Here is a 22,877-nt window from a genome sequence, read left to right as displayed (position 1 = left end):
ACCGCGCGCGCGGGATGCTCCACCAACGACGGCCGTTCTACAGTGCGACCATGCGCCGCGACCTGCCGTACGTCCTCAGCGGCCTCGCCCTCGGCGGTCTCCTGCTCGGCAACGCCGCGCTCGCACCGGACGCCGCGACGGTCGGGGCGCTCGACGTCGCTCTGGTCCTCGTCATGGCCGCGGCGCTCGGGGTGTGCCGGCGGCATCCGGTGCTCGCGCTGGGCGTGGTGACCGTCGCCATGCTGGCCCTGCACGTCCGGGTGCACTCGGGGGTGTCGGCCGCCTTCCCCGTCCTCGGCGTGGTCTACGTGACCGCCTGGCGGGGGCACCGGGCGGCGGCCGCCGTGGCCAGCGTCGTCTTCCTCGGTGGCTTTCTGGCCCGCGACGTCTCGGTGGCCCCGGTCGACCGTCCCAACCAGTTGATCGCCGAGCGGACGGCCCTGCTGCTGGGATGGTTCGTGGCGGCGAACGTGGCCGGGCTGGTCGGCCGGCAACGCCGCGCCTACCTGGAGCAGGTCGAGCAGCGGGCCGTCGAGGCCGAACGCACCCGCGAGGAGATGGCGTTGCGGCGGGCCGGCGAAGAGCGGCTGCGCATCGCCCGCGACCTGCACGACTCCCTGACGCACAGCATTTCGGTGATCAAGGTGCAGGCCGGGATCGCCGTTCACCTGGCCCGCAAGCAGGGCGACGAGCCCTCGGCCACGCTACTGGCGATCCAGGAGGCCAGCGCCGCCGCGATGCGCGAACTGCGCACCACCCTCGACGTCCTGCGCGCGCCCGACGACGACCGTGTCGGGCTGGCCCGCGTCGACGAACTCGCCGAACGGACCCGTGCGGTCGGCGTGCCGGTCCAGGTGACCGTCACCGGCCGGCCACGGCGTCTGCCGGACGAGGTCGACCAGGCCGGTTACCGGGTCGTCCAGGAGGCCCTGACCAACGTGGCCCGTCACGCCGGTGCCGCGACCGCACGCGTGCACGTCGAGTACGCGCCGGCCGGACTGACCGTCGCGGTGAGCGACGACGGGCAGGCGTCGCCGGCCCGTCCCCCGACGCCGGGGGTGGGACTGCGCGGGATGCGTGAGCGGGTCACCGGACTGGGCGGCACCCTGCTGGCCGCCGCCAACGACGACCAGGGGTTCACGGTGCGGGCCACGTTCCCGCTGGACGAGCCGGCATGACCGGACGGTCGCACCGATGATCCGGGTTCTGCTCGCCGACGACCAGGCGCTGATGCGGGCCGGCTTCCGGGCCCTGCTGGCCGCCGAGGACGACCTGGAGGTCGTGGGCGAGGCCACCGACGGCGCCTCGGCCGTGCAGCTCGCCCGACGTCTCCGCCCGGACGTCGTGTTGATGGACGTGCAGATGCCCGGCCTCGACGGGATCGAGGCGACCCGGCGCATCGCCGCCGATCCGGACCTCGCCGCCACCCGCGTGCTCATCCTCACCAACTACGGGCTCGACTCGTACGTCTTCGCCGCCCTGCGCGCGGGCGCGAGCGGTTTCCTCCTCAAGGACGCCGATCCCGCCGACCTGTTGCAGGCCGTCGCCGTCGTGGCCGGTGGCGACGCGCTGCTCGCGCCGGCCGTGACCCGCACGCTGATCAGCGAGTTCGCGGCCGGGCCACCGCCGGCCGTGCCGACGGCCGGTCGGGATGTGCTGACCGCCCGGGAGCAGGAGATCGTCGAGCTGGTGGCGCGAGGGCTGACCAACGACGAGATCGCCCAGCGCATGGTGATCAGCCCGTTGACCGCCAAGACGCACGTGAACCGGGCCATGACGAAGCTGCACTGCCGGGACCGCGCCCAGCTGGTCGTGTGGGCGTACGAGTCGGGACTTGTCACGCCGCGCCGCCGGTGACCGTGCCGTCACCGGCGGCGCGACGCGAGCCGATGTCAGGACCCGATCGCGATGGCGAAGACGTGCATCGTCGGCACGTTCGCCGCCGCCCGTGCGCTGATGTTGGGCAGCACGACCTGGGTCACCGCCTTGTTCTGCAGCGCGACGCCCACGTAGTAGACGCACGCCGCCGTGGCCTGTCGGCCGTTGTTGGGCCGGTTCTGGTACGCGGACACGATGGCGGCGGTCGCGCCGGACGCCGGGCCGCCGTACCAGTCGGGCGTGCTCAGGGTGAACGTCTGGCGGGTCCCGTCCGCGTACACCACCGTGCCGGTCCCCGAGACCGCGCCGTAGGTGCCGGTAATCAGGAAGCCGAGCGTGCTGCCGGTGCCGCTGATACCGAGGGTCTGACCCGAGGCGATGGCGTTGTCGGCCGTGCCGGGACTGACGTTGGGCCAGCGGAAGTTCACCCCGTTGCGGCTCACCGTGCCGCCCGGGCTCGCGCCGGCCTGCGCCAGGGCCTGCGCCGACAGGGTGGCCCCGTTGCCGTCGAAGTTGCCGACGTTGGTGTTGCTGTCGTTGGTGATGCCCGCGTTGGTGAAGCTCTGCTCCAACGTCGGCGTGGTGGCGCCCGTGCTGGTGACCCGGTAGGTGCGCCCGGCCTGCACGGTGACCTCGACCAGGTCGGACTCGACCCGGGTGACCCGGGGCGACGTGCCGTCGGCGGTGTCGACGACGCTGACGGTGCCGGTCAGGAACCGCGACCGCAGGCGGACGGTGCCGGCGCGGTCGGGTCGCACCAGCACCTCGGTGGCGGCGCCGCTGGCCCAGGTGATGCTGACCGTGTGCCCACCGCGACCCCGCAGGCCGGTCACCCGGCCGCTGGGCCAGGCCGGCGGCAGCGCGGGCAGGATGTGCAGCTCACCGATGTGGCTCTGGAGCAGCATCTCGGCGATGCCGGCGGTGGCGCCGAAGTTGCCGTCGATCTGGAAGGGCGGGTGCAGGTCGAACATGTTCGGGGCGAGCCGGGCGGTGGTGGCGAGGTAGCGGATCAGGTCGTGAGCCCGCTTGCCCTCCTCCATCCGCGCCCAGAAGTTGATTTTCCAGGCCAGCGACCAGCCGGTGCCGTCGTCGCCGCGCAGCGCCAGGGTCCGCCGGGCGGCCTCGAACAACTGTGGGGTGCCGCGCTTGGTGATCTGGTTGCTGGGCGCGAGCCCGTACAGGTGCGAGATGTGCCGGTGGTTGGGCTCGGTCTCCACCCAGTCGTAGAGCCACTCCATGATGTTGCCGCGCGAGCCGACCTTCATCGGTGGAAGGCGGTCCCGGGTGGCGCGTACCTGCGCCCGGAAGGTGCTGTCCACGTCGAGGATCTCGCTCGCGCGGGCGACGCCGTCGAAGAGGTCCCGCAGGATCTGGTTGTCCATCGTGGGACCGGCGCAGACGCTGGCGTTCGAGTGGTGGCTGAGTTCCGGTGAGTTCGACGGGTTGGTCACCAGGTAACCGAGGGTCGGCTCGGTCACCAGGGTGTTGAGGAAGAACTGCGCCGCGCCCTTCATGGCCGGGTAGTTCGTCCGCAGGAACTCGATGTCGCCGTTGAACTGGTAGTGGTCCCAGATCAACGTGGACAGCCACGCGCCGCCGGTCTGCCACATGCCCCAGAACGCGCCGTCGACGACCGCGGTGGCCCGCCACGCGTCGGTGTTGTGGTGGGTGACCCAGCCACTCGCGGAGCCGTACTGCACCTGGGCGGTGCGCGCGCCGGTGACGGCGAGTTCCCGGACCATGTCGAAGACCGGGTTGTGGCACTCGGCCAGGTTGGTCGTGTTGGCCGGCCAGTAGTTCATCGGCAGGTTGGCGTTGATCGTGTACTTCGAGTCCCAGGAGGGGGTCAGCGAGTCGTTCCAGATGCCCTGCAGGTTCGCCGGTTGGGTGCCGGGCCGCGACGACGAGATCAGCAGGTACCGCCCGAACTGGAACAGCAGCGCGGAGAACTGCGGGTCGTTGACGCTGTTGTGCTGGGCGATGCGCACGTCGGTCGTCTGGTCGGCGGCGGAGGTGCGGCCCAGGTCGAGGGTCACCCGTCCGAACAGCGCCTGGTAGTCGGCGACGTGCCGGGTGCGCAACTGGTCGTAGCTGTAGGCGCGCACCGCGCTGAGGCGCTGCCGGGCGATGCCCCCGTAGTCGCCACCGACGTTGCGGTAGTTGACGTAGCTGGAGCCGATCGAGATCAGCAGGACGACGCTGGTGGCGTTGGTGACCCGCAGGGTGCCGCCCGAGCTGGACACGCTGCCGCCGGTGACGGTGGCGTTGGCCAGGGCGAGGAAGCGGACCTGCCCGGTGACGCCCTCCATGCTCCCGGAGATGCCGTCGAGGCCGATCGTCGTGCCGTCCGGACTGGACACCGTCGTCCGCTGCGGGCTGTCGAAGGTGGCGGTGAAGCTGATCGAGGTGGCGCGGTCGGCCGTCAGCCGCATCGCGATGACCTGGTCCGGCGCGCTGGCGAAGACCTCACGCTGGTAGCGGATGCCGTTCAGGACGTACGAGGTCGTGGCCGTCGCGGTGGTGACGTCGAGCGTGCGGTTGTGCTGGGACGCTCCGCTGGCCGACCCGAAGGCGAGCCGGAGGTTGCCGACGGTCTGGTACGCCAACTGCCCGCCGGGGTTGCCCATCATGGTCTGGTTGATCAGGTCCTGGGCCTGGGTCCACTGGTTGGCGTTGACCAGCCGCCGGATCTCCGGCAGGGCCGCCGCGCCCCGGGTGTTGCTGGGGTCGTGCGGGCCGCCGGCCCAGACGGTGTCCTCGTTGAGCTGAAGTCGCTCGGTGTCGACGTTGCCGAACACCATGGCGCCGAGCCGGCCGTTGCCGATCGGTAGGGCCCGCAGCCAGTCCGTCCCGGCGCCCTCGTCGTACCAGAGGGCGAGGTCGTTGGCCGCGAGCACCTGCGGCGGCGCGACGGAGTCGGCGTTGGCGGTCGCCGTCCACGGCAGCGGCAGCAGGGCGCCACCCGCGCCGGCCGCACCGATCTTGAGGGCCTGCCGCCGGGTCAGGTCTGACATCGATCCTCCAAACGGTGACCGATGTGGCCACCCAAGCGCGACAACGACGACCCCCGATGGTGGATCCGCGCGGTGACACCGACCATGCTGCGCAGGTCGTAGGCAGACCCGGTGGACGACCAAACGTCCGATGTGTTTCGGGAAGATTACTCCGGTGTCACGCAATAGGCAACGGTCGATTGCTTGCGCGATCATCGCTGCCGCCCTGCGCACCGACCATGATCGACGCCAGTGCGGCCATGTGGGGGCACCCCGCCGCCCGGTCAGCCCCATATCAGCGATGTCGTGTCGATCACCGGTGGTCGTGGCGCGGATCGGCGCGCATGACGACGGTGCGGGTCAGGCCACCCGCCGCGTATACATCGGATGATTGCGGCAGCTGCGCCCGCGTCGGCCTCAGTGGACCGGCGGGCGCGGCTGGGTGTCGCTCACTCGGGCAGCGTCGCCCCGGACTTCTCGGCCACCAGGTACCTCGCGTACCAGTCGGGCCAGTTGTCGTCCCGCTGGCCGGTGCGCTTCTCGTGCTCGTCGTGGGCCGCCGCCGCGCGCCGCAGCGCGTCCGCCAGGTCGGTCGCCGACCGATACGACGTCAGATCGCCCTCACCGGCGTTCGGACTCATCGCGACCTCCTGGGTTCCTCGCCCCACCGTCGACGACCACGCTACGTCCTACGCGCCGGTGAGGTGCGGCGTTCGGGGCATCAGCCCGGCGCCGCCCTCGTCGCCCGGCGCAGCCCGAACAGGGCGACAAGCGCGAGCAGGATGACGGCGACGGAATACTCGTCGGCGGTCCGCGGGAGGCCCCCGGCGTACACCACGAGGAAGCCGGCGATCACGGTGGGAAGGCCGAAACCGACGTAGCAGACGACGTAGAGCAGCGACAGCACGCTGGCGCGTTCGTGCGCCTCGACCAGCGGCATGATCGTCTTGAGGCTGCCCTGGAACCCGCCGCCGAAGCCGACGCCGCCGAGCGCGAGACCGACGAAGAACCCGGGTACGGAGTCGGCCATGACCGAGACCACCGTGACGACCATGCCCAGGATGAGGGCGACGATCCCGGTCAGGATGACCGTCCGCGCGGCGGTGTCGCGCAACAGCAGGACGGCGACCGACCCGAAGAGCGCGAAGACGAAGAGCACCAGACCGGCGACCACGATCGACGTGTCCATGAGGCTGCGCACGAGCGCCGGGCCGAGCGCGCCGAAGAAGCCGGCCAGCGCCCAGACCGCGAACAGCACCGGAGCGACGACCAGCACCGGCCCGCGTACCGGGCGCGGCAGCCTGATCTCCGGTCGCAGGCTGCGCCGCGCGCCCGGCATCCGGGTGACGGTCTCCGGCATCAGCGCGACCCCGACGGCCTGGATGAGCAGGACCGCGACGAGGACGACGTACACCAGGCGGGTCGGCGCGGGCAGGTAGCGGATGAACAGCGCCGAGAGCAGCGCCCCGCTGCCGGTGCCGAGGCCGGGTGCGATCGAGTTGGCGAGCGTCCCGCGAGCGCGGTCGATGTCCAGCATGGCCGCGCCGACGGCGCCCGTCGCCGCGCCCGCCGCGAGCCCCTGCACGAGGCGGGCGGCCAGCAGCGCGGGTACGCCGTTGGCGAGGATGAACACCAGCAGCGACAGGATCTGTACGGCGATCGCGGCGGCCAGGACCGGACGCCGGCCGACGTGGTCGGAGAGCTTGCCGAAGGTGAGCAGCGATGCCAGCACCGCGAGCGCGTAGACCGCGAACACCACGGTGGTCGTGACCGACGAGAAGTGCCAGCGCTCCTGGTAGATCCCGTAGAGCGGGGTCGGGGCCGCCGAGGCGGCCAGGAACGACACGAGGATCGACGCCAGCAGCACCAGGGAGACGTTCGGCGCGAGTCGTACCCGCCCCGCGATCGACATGTCCTGCTCCTCGGGCTGCGCGGCGCTCGTCGGACTCGACGGCCGCAGGCGCGTACCCGATGTGCCGCTCTCCATGCGCCGACTACTCGTCGGCGCGCGGCCCGAGATGCTCGCGCAGCGCCCGCGCGATGTCGCCGGCCGCGCGGAGCTGGTCCGGCGTGAGAGCGTCGACGAACAGCTCCCGGATGGTGCGCAGGTGCGGGTAGGTGGACCGCTGGAACGCCTCGGCCCCGGCCGGGGTGAGGATCACCTCCGCCCCGCGCGGGACGGTCGCGCACTCCTCGCGACGGATCAGCCCGCGTCGTTCCATGCGTCCCAGGTGGTGCGAGAGTCGACTCCGCTCCCACCCGATCTGCGCGGCCAGGGCGGCGGAGCGCATCCGCCGCTCCTTAGCCTCGCTGAGGGCGAGCAGGACGGCGTAGTCACCCGGCGAGAGGGAAGAGTCGACCTGGAGACGCGACCCGACCCGGGAGGTGAGCGCCTCTGTCGTCTCGACGAAGTCCCGCCAGATCCGCAGCTCCTCCGCCGTCGGCAACTGCCGGCCCCCGCGCCGTTCGGGTGTGGTGTCGACCATCGAACCCTCCGGGGAATTGACGTGTCAATTCGCAGGTTAGCATCATTGACACGTCAACCGGGAAGGCCACTTCCCGCGTGTCGACGGCGAAGAACGCCGAGGAGGAGACATGTCCGCCGCACCCTTCGAACTGGGGCTCAACTCGTTCGGCGAGGTGGCCACGGACGGCGACCGGACCCTGAGTGACGCCGAGACCGTCCGGCTGCTGGTGGACGAGGCCCGGCTCGCGGAGTCGGTCGGGCTCGACGTGTTCAGCCTGGGCGAGCACTACCGGGAGGGACACAACGACTCGGCCACCCCCGTCCTGCTCGCGGCCATGGCCACGGCGACCGACCGGATCCGGCTCGGCACCTCGGTCACCGTCCTGAGCACGAACGACCCGGTACGGCTCTACCACGAGTTCGCCACCCTGGACGCGGTCAGCGACGGCCGGGCCCAACTGGTCCTCGGACGGGCATCCGCGACCGAGTCGTTCCCCCTCTTCGGCTACGACCTGGCGGACTACGAGCGGTTGTTCGAGGAGAAGCTGGACCTCTTCCTCCAGCTTCAACGTGACGAAACGGTCACCTGGTCGGGAACCGTACGCACTCCCCTGGTCGCGCAACGACTCCATCCGCGCATGCGCCCGGGCGGAATCCCCACCTGGATCGGCGTCGGAGGAAGCCCCAACTCGGTGATCCGCGCCGCCCGGCACGGTCTCCCGCTCATGCTGGCGATCATCGGTGGACGCCCGCAGCGGTTCGCCGGCCACGTCGACCTCTACCATCGGGCGCTCGAACAGTTCGGTCAGGCCGCGCAACCGGTCGGGCAACACTCGCTCGGCCTCGTCGCGGACACCGACGAGGAGGCCGTCGAGACGTGGTGGCGGTACTGGCAGCCCACCGTGGCGCGGCTCGCCGAGGAGCGCGGCTTCTACAAGCCGGACCGCGCGCGCTACGAGGCCGAGATCGACCACGGCGCGCTGTTCGTGGGGTCACCGGAGACGGTGGCCCGCAAGATCGCAACCATGGCCCGCGACCTGCGGCTGAGTCGGTTCGACCTGAAGTACGACATCATGCACCTGCCTCGCGAGGCGCGGGCGCGCACCATCGAGCTGCTCGGCAGCGAGGTCGCGCCACGGGTCCGGGAGCTGTTGGCGAAGGAGCCCACCAATGTCTGATCTCGTGTTCGGCCTCGACACCTTCGGTGACGTGCCGGAGGACGACTCCGGCAAGCCCGTCTCCCACGCCGCCGCCATCCGGCAGGTCGTCGACGAGGCGGTGCTCGCCGACGACCTCGGCGTCGACGTCATCGCCCTGGGCGAGCACCACCGGCCCGAGTACTCGGTGTCGACGCCGGAGACGGTGCTGGCGGGCATCGCCACCCGTACCTCGCGGATCCGGCTCTCCTCCGGCGTCACGGTGCTGAGCTCGGACGACCCGGTCCGCGTCTTCCAGCGTTTCGCCACGGTCGACGCGCTGTCGCACGGTCGGGCCGAGGTCATCCTCGGCCGGGGCTCGTTCACCGAGTCCTTCCCGCTGTTCGGCTACGACCTGGCCGACTACGACGTGCTGTTCGAGGAGCGGATCGAGCTGTTCGCGAAGCTGCTCGACGAACAGCCGGTCACCTGGAGCGGCACCACCCGCGCCCCGCTCACCGACGCCGACGTGTTTCCCAAGACGGAGTCGGGACGTCTCACCACCTGGGTGGGCGTCGGCGGCTCACCACAGTCGGTGGTACGGACCGCCCGGTACGGCCTGCCGCTCATGCTCGCCATCATCGGCGGCGCTCCGGAGCGTTTCGCGCCCTACATCGACCTCTACCGGCGGGCCGCCGACCAGCTCGGCACCACCGCGCACCCGGTCGGGATGCACTCGCCCGGCTTCGTCGCCGACACCGACGAGGAGGCGAAGGAGCTGTTCTGGCCGTACTACCGGGTCATGCGCGACCGGATCGGCGCGCTGCGCGGCTGGCCTCCGATCCGCCGCCAGGAGTTCGACTCGGAAGTGGAGCACGGCTCGCTCTACATCGGCTCGCCGGAGACGGTCGCCCGCCGGATGGCCGCCGCCATCAAGGGTCTCGGTGTCGGCCGGTTCGACCTCATCTACACCGCCGGGGCGCAGCCCGTGAGCGCCCGGATGCGCGCCGTGGAGCTGTACGGCTCGCGGGTGATCCCCATGGTCCGCGACATCCTGGCCAGCTGACCCGCCGGCTGATCCTCGGAGAGGAAGACATGAACGACAGCGGATCCGACCGACCACGGACCCTCGCCATCCTCGGCGCCGGCAAGGTGGGCACCGTCCTCGCCCGGCTCGCGCTCGCCGCCGGCTACCGGGTGCTCGTCGCCGGCTCCGGGGATCCGGCGAAGATCGCCCTGACCGTCGAGGTGCTCACGCCCGGAGCGGTGGCGACCACCGCCGTCGACGCCGTGGCGGACGCCGACATCGTCGTCCTCGCCCTACCGCTGGGCAAGTACCGCACGCTGCCCGCCGAGGCGCTGCGGGGCAAGCTCGTCGTCGACGCGATGAACTACTGGTGGGAGGTCGACGGCATCCGCGACGACCTGACCGATCCGCGCACCTCGTCCAGCCAGATCGTCCAGGCGTTCCTGGCCGGGTCGCGGGTCGTCAAGGCGTTCAACCACATGGGCTACCACGATCTCGAGGACGGGGCCCGGCCGGCGGGCACGGCCGGCCGCAAGGCCATCGCGATCGCCGGCGACGACGAGGCGGACGTCGCCCCGGTGGCCTCGCTGGTGGACGCCCTCGGCTTCGACCCGGTCATCGCCGGCCCGCTCGCCGAGGGCGTACGCCTCGAACCGGGTAGCGAGTTGTTCGGCGCCAACGTCAGCGCCGACGAGGTGCGCGCCATGCTCCGGCGCTTTCCCGAGTCGGAGCGCGGCCAGGCCGTCGCCGCCGCCCGGTCGGCCTGACCCGCTGGTCCTCTCAGTGCTCGTCGTCGAACGCCGTACGGGGATCGAGGTGCCGACCCCGCTCCTGCGCGGCGGCGTAGGCGGCGGGGCCGAGCGCCCCGATCGCGGCGTCGCGCACGGCGGCGAGGTCGGCCGCGTCGTCCGGGTCCGGCACCTGGCCGATCGCCGCGAACGCCGCGTCCGCGAGGCCGACCATGAGCGCCGCCCGCGAATGGTCACCCTCGGCGGACGCGAGCGCCGCACCCGCCACGCAGACGTACGGCACGAAGTCGTCCCAGCCGTGCTGGAACACCCGGGTACGGCTGAGGGTGAACAGCTTGCGCGCCTCGGCGAGGTTACCGAGACCCAGCTCGCAGAAGGCCAGGTTGTGCGTCTCGGAATTCACCGTCTCCGGTCGGCCCAGCGACTCGTTCAGCGCGATGCTCTCGCGATACAGGTCCCGCGCCCGGTCCAGGTCGCCGGCCATCCGCGCCACCGCCGCCAGCACGTGCCTCGGCCGCTCCTGGAGCGCGCGGTCACCCGAGCGAACCGCGACGTCGAGGGCCTCGCGCGCCCGGGTCTCCCCGAGCGCCAGGTCGCCGCCACGAATCGCCACCCGGGCCAGGCTGTAGCGGGCCTCCACCTCGCCCGCCGCGTCGCCGACGGCACGAGCACGCTCGATCTCCGCCGTACTCATCCGTACCACCGCGTCGCTCTCCCCCCGACGGAAGGCCGAGCGGACGTCGTCACTGAAGCTCACGGTTACTTTCCCCCTCGTGCGTCGCGGCTCTCCGACCCTGGCGGCGGCTGCTCAGGCATGGAAGGCGATCCAGTTCTCCTGGAAACGGAAGCCCATCGACTCGTACAGCGGCCGGCCGAGCGCGCTGGACTGCAGGTACGCCGCGTCCGCGCCGGCCGCGACGCCGTCACGTACCACCTTCTCGGTGATCGCGCGGCCCAGGCCGCGACCACGCGCGTCCGGGACGACGGCGATGTTGAACACGCCGACCACACCGCGGGTGCGCATCCCGAGACCGGTGCCGAGGACCTGGCCGGCCTCCTCGTACAGGTATCCGTCGATCCGCTCGGCGTCGAGCACCGCGCCCCCCATCAGCGACCCGAACAGACCGTCCGGCACCTCGAAGCCCCTGGTCAGGACGTCCGTGTACCGATCGCTGTCCGCCGCGCCGACCTGCCGTACGCGCTCGCGCTGCGCCTCGTCCGCCCGGAACACCAGCTCGTCCACCCCGCAGGCCAGCAGGGGCAGCTCGCTGCGCGCGGCGAGCCTGTGCCGGGTGGCGAGATCGGCCACCGCGCCGTCGACACCGTCCCGGACCACGATCGACCAGGCCTCGACCTGCCCGGACACCTCGGTGGCCAGCTCGTGCAGGGCGTCGAGATCCGGCTCGCGCGACAGGTCGTACGCCACGTTCAGCGTCGCCGCTCCCGCGTGGGTCACCGCCGCACGGGCGGTGCCCCGCCGCGCGTAGTAGCCCTTCGGTGTCGCTCCGCACAGATCCTCGATGGCGTCGTCGTACGCCGCCGCCATCCGATCACCGATGATGTTCATGTCCCTGTCCCCCTGACGCTCCCCCGAGCGTGCGCAAACATAGCCGCAACGCCGCGAGCTGCGCGAACCGAGGTGCGGCGGGGTCAGCGTCGGTGGGTGGCGCGCCCCGGCCACCACCGCCCGGAGCGGAGCCCCTGACTGGTGGCGCCGTGGAAGATGATCATCACGACCACGCCGATCAGGCCGAGGAACGGGTTCACCAGCCAGCCGAGCAGACCGGTCAGGCCGTAGAGGACCAGGCCGACGATCGGGCGGAACTCCTGCACCCGTACCTGGTCCTGGCCGATGGTGTCGGCCCGCAGCGCCGGGTGGCGGCGGACATAGGAGAAGAGCACCCACCAGGGCGCCGACATCAGCGAGGCGGCGAACGCGTACAGGACGACGGCGACCCGGAGGTCGTCGGTGTTGCCGTCGGCCAGCGCCGACGCCAGGACTGCGGTGGGAAAGGGAATGATCACCACGCCGAAGAGAATGCCGAGATTGATCGAGCTGAACGCCGGGGTGGTGCCCCGCACCAACTGGAGCACGGCGTGATGGTTCAGCCAGAGAACCCCGACGTAGATGAACGACACGACGAAGGCCAGGTATGACGGCCCTTCATCGAGAAGCCCCTCGGCCAGCCCGCCCTCGTGGAAATCCGGTGCCCGCAGGTCGAGCACCAGCAGGGTGATGACGATGGCGAACACGCCGTCGCTGAACGCCGCCAGGCGACCCGCGTCGGTCACCGCGGGATCACCGTCGCCTGCCTGGATCCCCCGTTGACCTGCGGACATTGCCGCATGCTAACAGTGACGCCGCGACAACCGAACGTGATTGCGGATCGGGGCACCGGCCTGAGCCGGTCGTCGCTCTTCAGCACGGCCACGGGCCGTTGCCGGGCGCACCATGGCGACGGGTTGAAGAGCGGCATTCCTCAGGGTCATATTCACACCTCTGCGGAATACCGCTCCTCACCGCGTGCCCGACGCGCCCGCCACCGGATGGTCAGCTGGCGTACGTCTCGAACTCGCCGACCCGGGGCGTACCGCTGGAGCTGTTGATCTTAAAAGTGATCTTGCTCAGCGTCGTCGCGGCGAACGTGATCGCACCCGCACCCGCACCGGAGGCCAGGACGGCGCCGGTGTCGTGGTTGACGAGCTGCCAGGACCCGATGGAGCCCTGGGTGCCGGAGGGCTCCCGGATGGTCACGCGGGACACCCGTATGGCGGATCCCCACTTGATCGAGATCGAACCGGTCGAGCCGGCCGGCGACCAGTAGGTGGCGATGTCGCCGTCGCGCACGTTGCCGTAGCTGGTCCCGCTGGCCTTGCTGGAACCGTCCGCGCCGGCGCCCAGGCTCAGATTCGTCCCGGTGGGTGGCGGCGTGGTCGGCGCTGGCGTGGTGGGCGCTGGCGTGGTGGGCGCTGGCGTCTGCGGCGAGCAGCTTCCGTCGGACACCCGCAGGCCCGTGTTGGCACCCGCCGTCTGGCCGACGACGTTCGGCACGCAGCTCGCGCCGTCCAGCCGGTAGGCGTACGGAACGCTGACGGTGGTGGTGGACGTCGGATTGGGGCCAGCCGGGTAGTTGTCGCTGCCCGGGTTGGACCAGGTGACGTTGTCGAAGATGTTGCCGCTGACCTGCCAGTAGCCGCGCTCGTCGGTGTAGAACGTGCCCAGGACATCCTTCGAGTCGCGGAAGTGGTTGTTCTCGACCTTGGCTCGGGCCCCGGCCCGGGAGTTGATACCGGACTCGTTCAGGCTCACGTAGCTGTTGTTGTAGACGTGGGCGACGCCGCCGCGCAGCAACGGCGTACGGGAATCGATGTTCTGGTACAGGTTGTGGTGGAACGTGACGAAGCCGTTCGACAGGTCGCTCTCACTGGACCCGATGAGACCACCGCGCCCCGAGTTGCGCAGGATGCTGTACGACAGGGTCACGTACTGGGTGTCGTTCTTCATGTCGAAGAGGCCGTCGTACCCCTCCGACTCCCCGCCGGACGCTTCCAGCGTGACGTGGTCGACCCAGACGTTGCGGACGGCGCTCTCCATGCCGATGGCGTCCCCGCCGTTGGAGGTCGGCGAACCCGACTTCTTGACGTTCCGGACCGTGACGTTCTGGATGATGATGTTGCGGGAGTCGCGGATGTGGATGCCCACCTGGTCGAAGACGGCTCCACTGCCGACCCCGATGATGGTGACGTTGCTGATCTGCTTCAGCTCGATCACGCCGTCCGCCGTGCTGCAGCTCGATCCCGACACCTTGCTGGTGTTGCCGTGGTTGATCGTCCCGGTGACCTCGATGGTGAGCGGGGTGCTGCTGCTGGCCCGTCCGCACAGGGCCGCGTGGATCGCGGTGCCCGTACTGGCGCGCACCGTCTGTCCTCCCGCGCCACCGGTGGTCCCGCCGTTCTGGGTGGCGTAACCGGTGGCGGCGCCCACCGCCGCCGCCGGCCGGGGACCCTGAAGAGTCACGCCGGCCGCGACCCCGACAGCCACCGTCACGAGTGCCGCCGGAAGACGGCGTACGAGTGTTCGTCTCATCTCGCCTCACTTTCGAAGAATCGGTGTGACGCGTCGATGTCGGAAGGCGTCAGCGGACGGCCGTCACCCGACCCGGAATAGGCGACAATCAATTACGCATCGATCGTCGGCAATGCCGCCACCCTGACGTCCGAGGCGGAGCCGCTGGCCAAGCGGCACACAACCGACAGCGCCCGAGGCGCACCCACTCGATCCGGGGACGAAACATCGACGTGACACGATCGTAGGAAAGCGTTTTCCGTGAAGCAACACCTACCGCTTGCAGGTTTGTTGCAGCGCACCCCCCGGGCTCCGGTGATCATGAAGTTATCGCCACGACACGCCGACAACCACGGCAACGACTTCATGATCACCGGGGGGGCGGGGAGAGAGGAGCGAGGGCGGGGTGGTGTGGCGTTGACAAGGGGGCATTGAACGAAATAAATTCCTGGCTACGAGAAACTGTTTCGCGCGCTCGCTGTGCGGCACTCACCCGCGAGCCGCGAATGAGCAGAGCGGCCGCCCGCCCCACGAGCCGGTCGACAAAGGAGGGTGCCGCAGCCCCGCCGGACCCGCTCGTCGCATCGTCACTCGTCGCGCCCCACAGCACCGCCGGCGCGAGGGCCGATCCGGCGTCGACTCCCGGCCGCCGCACCGGCGTTCCCCCGGTGACCCCCTCCGCGAATCGTCGCGGCGTGGGGCTCGGCGACCGGCAGGTCGAGGGTGACCGGCCCGGCTGATCCGGACAGCAGATCCGACAGCCCCCGCCTCGCGCGCTTGGGAGCGCTCCCGGCGACGCCGGGCGTACCGACGCTCTCCGAACCGACCAGCCCGGACGCGTCGGCCGCCACCACCACCACCTCGGGAGAAGTCTGATGAGAAAACGAAGGGTCACCAACGCCGCCCTGGTGTCGGCGGGCGCCGTCCTGCTGGCATCGACGGCGGTCGCACTGGCCGCGCCCGCCGGCGCCGCAGCCGCCGGCTGTGCCGTGAACTACGCCGTGTCATCGCAGTGGCAGGGCGGCTTCGGCGCGAACGTCACCATCACCAATCTGGGCGACCCGGTCAGCAGTTGGACGCTGAACTGGTCCTACAGCGCCGGACAGACCGTCACGCAGGCCTGGAACACGACGCTGACCCAGAGCGGCGCCGCGGTCACCGCCAAGAACGTCAGCTACAACGGCGCCATCGGGACCAACGGCACCGCGTCGTTCGGCTTCAACGGCTCGTGGACGGGCAGCAACCCCGATCCGTCCAGCTTCGCGCTCAACGGCGTGACGTGCACCGGCGAGCCGACGCCGACGACACCGGCCCCGACGACGCCGCCACCGACCACGCCGCCCCCAACCACGCCACCGCCGACCACACCGCCACCGACCACCCCACCGCCCACCGGCCCGGCCGACATCACGGTGAACAGCAACACCAGGTACCAGACCGTCGACGGGTTCGGGGCCGCCCAGTCCATCTGGGGTAGCGCCTGGTCGACCACCGACACCCAGACGCTGGTCGGGCTGGGCGCCAACCAGCTCGGCCTGTCCATCGTGCGTACCGGCCTCTCGCCGGAGTCCAGCGAATGGGCGACCCACGTCAACTCGTTGAAGACGGCGAAGGCGTACGGGTCGAACGTGAAGATCCTCGCCTCGCCGTGGACCGCACCCGCCGCGTGGAAGACCAACAACAGCCGCACCGGCGGCGGCAAGCTGAAGACCGACTACTACGACGACTACGCGAACCATCTGAACAGCTATGTGCAGTACATGCGGGGTCAGGGTGTGACCATCGACGTCACGTCCGTGCAGAACGAGCCGGACTGGCACCCCGACTACGACTCGATGGACTGGAGCGGCACCGAGCTGCGCACCTTCGTCCGCGACCAGGGTTCGAAGGTGCAGAACAGCAAGCTGATGGTCGCCGAGGCGGTCAACCTGAACTACGGCTACACCGACCCGACCCTGAACGACGCGACCGCTCGGAACAACATCGGTTACATCGGCGGGCACCTGTACGGCACCGAGTCCGCAGGACGGCTGGCGCCGTACAACCTGGCCGCCCAGTACAACAAGCCGGTGTGGATGACCGAGTGGAACCTGCACGCGGCGGACGGCGGCGGCTCGAACATCTGGGGCAACCCCAGCAACCTGGCCGTCTGGAACGAGACGCTCGACGACATCATGCGGACGGTGCACAGGTCGATGGAGGCCAACTGGGCCGCCTACATCTGGTGGTACGGCAAGCGCTACTACTCCTTCATCGGTGACGGCGAGGCGGCCTACGGCACCACGGCCGGCGCCCCGCTCAAGCGCGGGTACGCGTTCTCCCAGTACGCCAAGTACGTCCGGCCGGGCTACCAGCGGGTGGCCCTGACCAAGAGTTCCAAGGCGTCCCCGCTGGAGGTGACGGCCTATCAGGGGGACGGCAAGATCACGCTGGTCATCCTCAACCGGTCGAACAGCGCGGTCAACAACGCCGTGATCCAGGCCCCGCAGAACGTCAGCAAAGCGGAGTACTACCTGACCTCGCAGAACGCCAACGCGGCGAGCCAGCCGACAAGCGTGAACGGAGGCCAGGCCACCATCAACGTCGGCGCGCGGAGCATCTCGACCCTCGTGTTCACGCTCTGACCGCCGGGAGGCGGCGGGCGTGAGCCAGATCCCTCCGGCCGGGGAGCGCCATCCCCGGCCGGAGGGAAGCCCGGCGGCGGAGACGCCGCGAGGATCACAGGCATGACGACGACGGCACCCCGCACCCGTGGCAGCGGCCACGGCCTGACGTACGCCATGCTCGGCTGGGCCGTGGCCTACGGCGGCCTACGCCTGGTGTGGACGGTCGGCCCGCCGCCGGAATTCCCACCGTTCGGGTCCGACCTGCTCGGCTTCACGGGCTGGCGGTCGGTGGCGTTGTGCCTGGTCGCGGGCGCGGTGACGGTCGCCCTGGACCGCACGGCGACCTGGCGACCGGCGCTCGCGGGGCTGGCCTGGATCGTCGCCGGCGCGCTGGTCGCGGCGGCGGCGATCCTACTGCCGGAGCTGGTGAGCCTCCTGCTGTTCGCGCCCGGCCCGTCGTTCGACCCGGTGGCGTTCGCCAGCCGGCTCGGCTGCGCCACCGGAGCGGCGCTCCTCGGCCTGGCCGTCTTCGACTATCAGCGCCGCACCCGGGGCGACTGCCCCGCCTGCTGCCGCACCGTCCGACCCGGCCACCGACGCTCGACGCCCGCGCCGTGGGCACGCTGGGCGGCGTACGTGGCGGTGGCCGGGCTCGTCACCCGCTTCGCCGCGCAGGCCGTGGTGGGCTTCGACAACGTGGCGCAGGACGCCTCCATCATCGGGTTGGAGATCGGTCTGGTGCTGGCCGGTGTGCTGTTGCCGCTGGCGCTGGTGCACCACTGGGGTGAGGTCTGGCCGGGATGGGTTCCCCTGCTCGCCGGTCGTCGGATTCCCCGCCGGCTGTTGCTGGTGCCGGGATTCGGGCTCGGGGCGGCCATCGTCGCCTACTTCGGCATGGGGATGGCGCAGGTGGCGTCCGGGTCGGCCAGCGAATTCTCCGACGCGTTCCTCTGGGTGGCCATGTCGGCGTACTGCCTCCTGGGGCTCGGCCTCCTCACCGCGTCCAGCGACTACCACCTCCGTACCCGCACAGCGTGCCGGGCCTGCAGGCGCTGACCGCCCGCAGGCCCCGCTCAGCTCAGCTCCGGTCGCGGTCGCCGACGTCGGGCCGCGCCGGCCGGGAGAGGGGATTCTCCCGGGCCAACGTCACCCGCTGGCCCCGTACCGGAGAGCGCGGCGCGGGCGGCACCGGCCGCCGCGACGCCTCGCCGGTCTCGGCCAGGAGGTACTCGGTCTCCTGCACCAGGTAGTGCGGTCGACGTTTGGTCTCGTAGTAGATCCGGCCGATGTACTCGCCGATCACGCCGAGGATGGTCATCTGGATGCCGCCGAGCCCGATCACACTGACGATGATCGTCGTGTACCCGGGGACGTCGATGCCCTTCTCGACGGCGTCGGCGACCACCCACGCCATGTAGGCCAGCGCGATGAGGGTGAGGAACAGGCCGCCGTAGATGGCCAGGCGCAGGGGCCGGTTGTTGAACGACAACAGACCGTCGAACGCGTAGTTGAAGAGCTTGCTGAGCGTCCACCTGCTCCGCCCGGCCTGCCTGGTCTCGTTGGGGTGGGCGACGACGGCCGTACGGAAGCCGATCCAGGAGAACAGGCCCTTGGAGAAGCGGTTGTACTCGGGCATCGCCAGTATCGCGTCCACCGCGAGCCGGGACAGCAGGCGGAAGTCGCCCGCGCCGTCCTGGAGGCGCACGTCGATCCACCAGTTGATCACCCGGTAGAAGGACCGGGAGGCGACCATGCGCACGAACCGGTCGCCGCGCCGGTCCCGCCGGGCGATCACCTGGTCGAAGCCCTGCTGGTACAGCGTCACCATCTCCGGCAGCAGCCGGGGCGGATGCTGCAGGTCGGCGTCCATGATGACGACCGCGTCACCGGTGGCGCGCTGCAACCCGGCGAGCATCGCCGCCTCCTTGCCGAAGTTGCGGCTCAGCGACGTGTAGCAGACGGTCGGATCGGCGGCGGCGAGCCGACGCAGCGCCTCGAGAGTGCCGTCCTCGCTGCCGTCGTCGACGTACACCACCTCGACCTCGACGTCGGGCAGCTCGGCGAGGGCGGCGCACACGGTCTCGTGCAGCCGCTCGACCGACGCCTCCTCGTTGAAGCAGGGCACCACGACGGACAGTCGCATGCTCGTCACCTCACCCCGCCCGTACCCGGGCATCCGCCGTTCACGCGGTCAGAGGTGGTAGACCAGCGTGCCATCGAGATCCTCCCGGGTGATGCCCAACCCGTCGATGGGTCGGGTCGCGATGCTCTCCCACGGCGTTCCCACGGCACGGCTCGGCACGACGACCACCGACCGCACGCCGATCCCCCGTAGGTGCGCGACGCTGACCGGATCGGGGAACGACGCCACCGCCGTCCGGGTCTGCGCCTGACTGACCGGCTCGAAGCCGGCGAGACCGTTCGTCACGCGGGGGAACCCGTCGGTCGTCCACAACATGTACGTCAGGTCGCCCACCCCGCCGGCCGGCAGCACGAGGATCGGGTCCTGCACCGTCCGCATCGCGGCCGGCGGCGGCGGCACGGTCAGGTGGGGCGTGGAGTTGACGCCTTCCAGGGTGACCACCGTCAGGGGAATCAACAGGACCAGCGGCGTGAGGGTCCGCGCCCACTGGCGGGGCGTGGACTGTCGCAGCGACTCGGCCAGTGCGGTCACCGCGCCGGCCGCCAGCACCGCGAGCAGCAGGCTCGTCCAGTGCATCATCCGGCCGGGCGTCCGCAACGCGTCCCAGCCCGGCAGGAGCGTGGACAGGGTCAGGTAGCCCGGGTCCCCGTCACCGCCGAGGGTGGCGCCCAGCCCCAACAGCACGGTGCCGACCACGCCGAGCCCCAGCGCGACCCGGTGCCGCAGCGGGTACGCCGAGAGGAACAGACCCGCCGCGGCCAGCCCGATCACCATCATGCCCGGCAGCAGCGCCATCTCCGGCGGCCAGGAGAGCTGCTCGCGCGCGCCGGCGTGCCGCTCCCCCCACAGCCACGAGTCGGCGGGCGCGGTGACGAACCCGATCAGCGGGGGCGAGAACATCTTCGTCCAGTCCAGCGTCCGCTCGGCCTGCGGGTTGAGGTCGACGACGCGCAGGTAGACCATGCCCAGCAGCAGGGTCACCAGGCCGAACACCCCGCCGCCGACGAGATCCGCGATCAGCAGCCGCCGGCCGAACGGGGGCCGTTCCCGCTTGCGCCACCAGGACCAGCCGTAGCAGCCGGCCGCCACCAGGACCGTGGCCAGCAGGAAGTAGACAAGCGGCAGGCCGATGCCGAACCCGAGGCTGACCTGCCAGGCGGCGACGAGCCACCCGGCCACCGCCCAGCCCGGCTTGCGCAGCTCGGGCCGGTACCCGTGGCGCAGCGACCAGCCGTGGCCACGGGCCAACATGGCCAGCGACAGCGCGATCGCCCCGCTGGACAGGATGTTCAGGTGCCCCGAGTGCGCCAGCCGCCAGGGCGCGTACGCCCAGGCGACGGCGGCGACCGCGCCGCCCCAACGGTTCGAGCCGAGCTGCCGTGCCAGGGCGTACGCCCCGAACGACGCCAGCGCGTGCAGCAGCACGTACAGCAGGTTGTAGTGGATCACGGCGGCCGTGAAACCGGAGCCCAGCATCCCCATCGGGGCGTACCCGAGCAGGGTGTCGCTGTAGGCGTACGTGTACGTCTCGGGGTAGAACGTGTTCGAGTTCCAGAGGTCACCCGGGCTGTTCAGCAGGGCATGCCCCGACCAGGCGACCTGCCACGCCTGCAACAGCGGATCACCCAGGTCGCCGGGGATCGTGGTCGCCGGGTGGCGCAGGGTCGGCCAGGTCAGCACCACCGCCAGTAGCAGGCTCGCCGCCACCGCCACGGTCCATTCGGAACGCGCCCAGTTCCAACGACCCCAGTCGGCCGGCGGCCGATCCTCGGGGATCTCCTCGGGGGGCACGTCTTCCGAGGTTGGTGGCGGGGTGGCGGACCGGATAATCATGAAATTGATGCTCTCCAATAGTGCCGGGCTTGTCCATCTGCTGTCCGAAGCGTGGCGTGTTCTCGCGCACGACGCAACGGCCGCATACCAATAGACGCTGCGGGGAGCGGAAACGGTGGCGCGGACGACGAGCGTCCGCGCCACCGCGCCGACTCGATCGACGGATGTCAGCCGATTTTGACCAACTGCCACTGCTGGTTGTTGCCGCCCCAGTCCGCGTACTGCACGACGTTGCCGCCGTCGGCGGTGGACGCGCCCTGCACCTCGACGGCCTTGCCGCTGTTGCGGTTGATGAGGCGCACGTAGCCCCCGGAATCGGCCAGCCGGAACTGCTGGTTGGTGCCGTTGCCGTCGGTCCACTGCACGACCGCTGCGGAGTCGGCGGTCGAGCGGTTGTAGACGTCCAGCACCTTGCCGGAGTTACGGGACTTCAGTCGGTAGTAGCCGCTACCCGAGTCGACGAACTGCCACTGCTGCCACGCGCCGTCGTTGCGGGTCCACTGGTCGATCCGGGCGCCGTCGGTGGTCGCCCGCTCGTACACGTCCAGGGCCTTGCCGCTGTTGCGGTTGATCAGGACGTACCAGGCGGTGGTGTCGACCCCGGAGCCCGGCGGCGGGGTGGTCGGGGTGCCGCTGCCCGCGTTGAGAGCGTTGAGGACGGAGGTGTACGCCGCCTTCTTGTTGCCCGACCGGTCGAACAGCAGGGCGTTGTCGGAGCCGCGCCAGGAGTCGCTGTCCCGCACGCCCCAGGTGGTGATGCCGGTGCAGCGCGCCACGGCGAGGCAGGCGCGGGTCACGGAGGCGTAGATGTTGGCCTGGTTGGAGCCGGTCATCACGTCCAGCTCGGTGATCTGCACGTCGACGCCGAGGTCGGCGAAGCGCTGCAGGTTGGCCTGGTAGTCGCTCGCCAGCGTGGTGCCGAGGTGGGACTGGAAGCCGACGCAGTCGATCGGCACGCCGCGGGACTTGAAGTCGCGGACCATGTTGTAGATGCCGGTGGACTTCGCGTTGATGCCGTCGGTGTTGTAGTCGTTGTAGCAGAGCTTGGCGCCCGGGTCGGCGGCGCGGGCGGCGCGGAACGCCGCTTCGATCCAGTCGTTGCCGGTGCGCTGCAGGTTCGAGTCGCGTCGCCCGCCGGAGCCGCCGTCGGCGAACGCCTCGTTCACCACGTCCCACGCGTAGATCTTGCCCCGGAAGTGGGTGGCGACCTGGGTGACGTGGTTGATGGCGGCGTTACGCAGCGCGGTGCCGGACATGCCCTGCGCCCAACTCGGCTGCTGGGCGTGCCACAGCAGCGCGTGTCCGCGCACGCTCATGCCGTTGGCCTGGGCATGGCTGACGAGACGGTCACCACCCGTGTAGCTGAACCGACCCTGCTGGGGCTCGGTGGCGTCCCACTTCATCTCGTTCTCGGGGGTGACGCTGTTGAACTCGCCGTTCAGGATGCTGACGTACTGGCTGTCGGAGAGCTTGCCCGTCGCGACGGCGGCGCCGAAGTAGCGGCCCTTCTCGGCCGCCGACGCCTTCAACGTCGTTCCGGCGCTGGCCATGGGTGCCAGCGCGACCGTCATACCCGCGGTCAGCGCGACCGCGAGGGTCGCCGTCGCCAGCAGAGCTTTTCTAGGTCTCATGTCGATCCTTCTGTAGGTGCATCGGCGGTGGTGAGGTGCCACTTCGCTCAGGACGACCTGTTCCCGGCGGCGCGCGCCGGCTGGGCCAAGGAATCCGGGACGGTCATCCTGGGCCACCTCGCACCGGCACACGCGGAATCGGCCGGCGTTCGCCGGGAACCGCACGAGTCCTGAGACGGCGTCCGTTGCCCGGAGGGACGCCGCGCGTCGAGGCGCGACCACGGGACTCGCCCGGTGAGCCACCGACGCCGCGGACCTCTGCATCGAGGGTGAGCGATAACATGCTGTTCGTCAAGATGTAACGAGCCGGACATACGCCGCGGTGGCCGCAGTGACTCACGACGATGC

The 22,877-nt window shown here is 70.6% G+C and carries 19 protein-coding genes; 7 read left to right on the top strand and 12 right to left on the bottom strand.

Annotated elements, in window-relative coordinates:
• Positions 1–50 precede the first annotated feature (50 nt).
• Together AB0J36_RS17790 and AB0J36_RS17785 are read left to right on the top strand one after the other, a co-directional pair.
• The gene (locus AB0J36_RS17790; RefSeq protein ID WP_357394489.1) at positions 51–1,178 is read left to right on the top strand and encodes a sensor histidine kinase; all 1,128 of its coding nucleotides are present in this window, start codon (positions 51–53) and stop codon (positions 1,176–1,178) included.
• Between the two features lie 16 nt (positions 1,179–1,194).
• On the top strand, positions 1,195–1,857 hold the full coding sequence (locus AB0J36_RS17785) for a response regulator transcription factor (protein WP_357125538.1): 663 nt from the start codon (positions 1,195–1,197) through the stop codon (positions 1,855–1,857).
• A gap of 35 nt (positions 1,858–1,892) precedes the next feature.
• Here AB0J36_RS17785 and AB0J36_RS17780 read toward each other — a convergent pair whose 3' ends face one another.
• The 4 genes from AB0J36_RS17780 to AB0J36_RS17765 all read right to left on the bottom strand — a co-directional run bounded on the left by AB0J36_RS17780 (position 1,893) and on the right by AB0J36_RS17765 (position 7,357).
• Positions 1,893–4,892 (bottom strand): glycoside hydrolase family 95 protein, encoded by a 3,000-nt coding sequence (locus AB0J36_RS17780; RefSeq protein WP_363660877.1) that lies wholly within the window; start codon positions 4,890–4,892, stop codon positions 1,893–1,895.
• A gap of 428 nt (positions 4,893–5,320) precedes the next feature.
• The gene (locus AB0J36_RS17775) at positions 5,321–5,512 is read right to left on the bottom strand and encodes a hypothetical protein (RefSeq protein ID WP_357125532.1); all 192 of its coding nucleotides are present in this window, start codon (positions 5,510–5,512) and stop codon (positions 5,321–5,323) included.
• Between the two features lie 80 nt (positions 5,513–5,592).
• Positions 5,593–6,858 (bottom strand): MFS transporter, encoded by a 1,266-nt coding sequence (locus AB0J36_RS17770; RefSeq protein WP_363660876.1) that lies wholly within the window; start codon positions 6,856–6,858, stop codon positions 5,593–5,595.
• 7 nt (positions 6,859–6,865) lie between these two features.
• A complete protein-coding gene (locus tag AB0J36_RS17765; protein ID WP_363660875.1) occupies positions 6,866–7,357 on the bottom strand; it encodes a MarR family transcriptional regulator in 492 nt (163 codons plus the stop codon).
• 109 nt (positions 7,358–7,466) lie between these two features.
• On the opposite strand from AB0J36_RS17765, the gene AB0J36_RS17760 reads away from it, so the two are divergent.
• Genes AB0J36_RS17760 through AB0J36_RS17750 form a run of 3 tightly spaced genes read left to right on the top strand, consistent with a single transcriptional unit; the run spans position 7,467 to position 10,268 of the window.
• The gene (locus tag AB0J36_RS17760) at positions 7,467–8,516 is read left to right on the top strand and encodes an LLM class flavin-dependent oxidoreductase (protein ID WP_363660874.1); all 1,050 of its coding nucleotides are present in this window, start codon (positions 7,467–7,469) and stop codon (positions 8,514–8,516) included.
• On the top strand, positions 8,509–9,540 hold the full coding sequence (locus AB0J36_RS17755; protein WP_363660873.1) for an LLM class flavin-dependent oxidoreductase: 1,032 nt from the start codon (positions 8,509–8,511) through the stop codon (positions 9,538–9,540). Before AB0J36_RS17760 ends, AB0J36_RS17755 begins: the two co-directional genes overlap by 8 nt.
• Before the next feature lie 29 nt (positions 9,541–9,569).
• Complete coding sequence (locus AB0J36_RS17750) at positions 9,570–10,268, top strand: NADPH-dependent F420 reductase (protein WP_363660872.1); 699 nt, start codon at positions 9,570–9,572, stop codon at positions 10,266–10,268.
• Between the two features lie 13 nt (positions 10,269–10,281).
• Here the strand turns inward: AB0J36_RS17750 and AB0J36_RS17745 are convergent, their stop codons facing one another.
• The 5 genes from AB0J36_RS17745 to AB0J36_RS17725 form a co-directional block, all read right to left on the bottom strand.
• Positions 10,282–11,007 carry a tetratricopeptide repeat protein gene (locus AB0J36_RS17745; protein ID WP_363660871.1) on the bottom strand — a complete coding sequence of 242 codons (726 nt, stop codon included), beginning with the start codon at positions 11,005–11,007 and terminating at the stop codon, positions 10,282–10,284.
• Between the two features lie 51 nt (positions 11,008–11,058).
• A complete protein-coding gene (locus AB0J36_RS17740; RefSeq protein WP_357125509.1) occupies positions 11,059–11,817 on the bottom strand; it encodes a GNAT family N-acetyltransferase in 759 nt (252 codons plus the stop codon).
• An 83-nt stretch (positions 11,818–11,900) separates the two neighbouring features.
• Positions 11,901–12,590, bottom strand: coding sequence for a TMEM175 family protein (locus tag AB0J36_RS17735; protein ID WP_363660870.1), 690 nt, complete (start codon positions 12,588–12,590; stop codon positions 11,901–11,903).
• A 211-nt stretch (positions 12,591–12,801) separates the two neighbouring features.
• A complete protein-coding gene (locus tag AB0J36_RS17730) occupies positions 12,802–14,337 on the bottom strand; it encodes a pectate lyase (RefSeq protein WP_357125503.1) in 1,536 nt (511 codons plus the stop codon).
• A 566-nt stretch (positions 14,338–14,903) separates the two neighbouring features.
• Entirely contained in the window at positions 14,904–15,167 is a 264-nt protein-coding gene (locus tag AB0J36_RS17725) for a hypothetical protein (RefSeq protein WP_363660869.1), read from the bottom strand.
• A 24-nt stretch (positions 15,168–15,191) separates the two neighbouring features.
• Here AB0J36_RS17725 and AB0J36_RS17720 point away from each other — a divergent pair, with 24 nt between their 5' ends.
• Together AB0J36_RS17720 and AB0J36_RS17715 are read left to right on the top strand one after the other, a co-directional pair.
• The gene (locus AB0J36_RS17720; RefSeq protein ID WP_357169183.1) at positions 15,192–16,940 is read left to right on the top strand and encodes a cellulose binding domain-containing protein; all 1,749 of its coding nucleotides are present in this window, start codon (positions 15,192–15,194) and stop codon (positions 16,938–16,940) included.
• A gap of 102 nt (positions 16,941–17,042) precedes the next feature.
• Complete coding sequence (locus AB0J36_RS17715; RefSeq protein WP_363660868.1) at positions 17,043–17,978, top strand: hypothetical protein; 936 nt, start codon at positions 17,043–17,045, stop codon at positions 17,976–17,978.
• A 22-nt stretch (positions 17,979–18,000) separates the two neighbouring features.
• Here AB0J36_RS17715 and AB0J36_RS17710 read toward each other — a convergent pair whose 3' ends face one another.
• The 3 genes from AB0J36_RS17710 to AB0J36_RS17700 all read right to left on the bottom strand — a co-directional run bounded on the left by AB0J36_RS17710 (position 18,001) and on the right by AB0J36_RS17700 (position 22,529).
• Complete coding sequence (locus AB0J36_RS17710) at positions 18,001–19,074, bottom strand: glycosyltransferase family 2 protein (protein WP_357169177.1); 1,074 nt, start codon at positions 19,072–19,074, stop codon at positions 18,001–18,003.
• A gap of 39 nt (positions 19,075–19,113) precedes the next feature.
• Positions 19,114–20,898, bottom strand: coding sequence for a hypothetical protein (locus AB0J36_RS17705; RefSeq protein WP_357169174.1), 1,785 nt, complete (start codon positions 20,896–20,898; stop codon positions 19,114–19,116).
• Between the two features lie 167 nt (positions 20,899–21,065).
• On the bottom strand, positions 21,066–22,529 hold the full coding sequence (locus tag AB0J36_RS17700; RefSeq protein ID WP_357125488.1) for an endo-1,4-beta-xylanase: 1,464 nt from the start codon (positions 22,527–22,529) through the stop codon (positions 21,066–21,068).
• Positions 22,530–22,877 lie beyond the last annotated feature (348 nt).

This window comes from Micromonospora sp. NPDC049662, assembly GCF_040675055.1.
GTDB lineage: Bacteria > Actinomycetota > Actinomycetes > Mycobacteriales > Micromonosporaceae > Micromonospora.
Note: the sequence above shows the minus strand (reverse complement) of the source record. Positions and strands in the feature narration are given on the sequence as shown.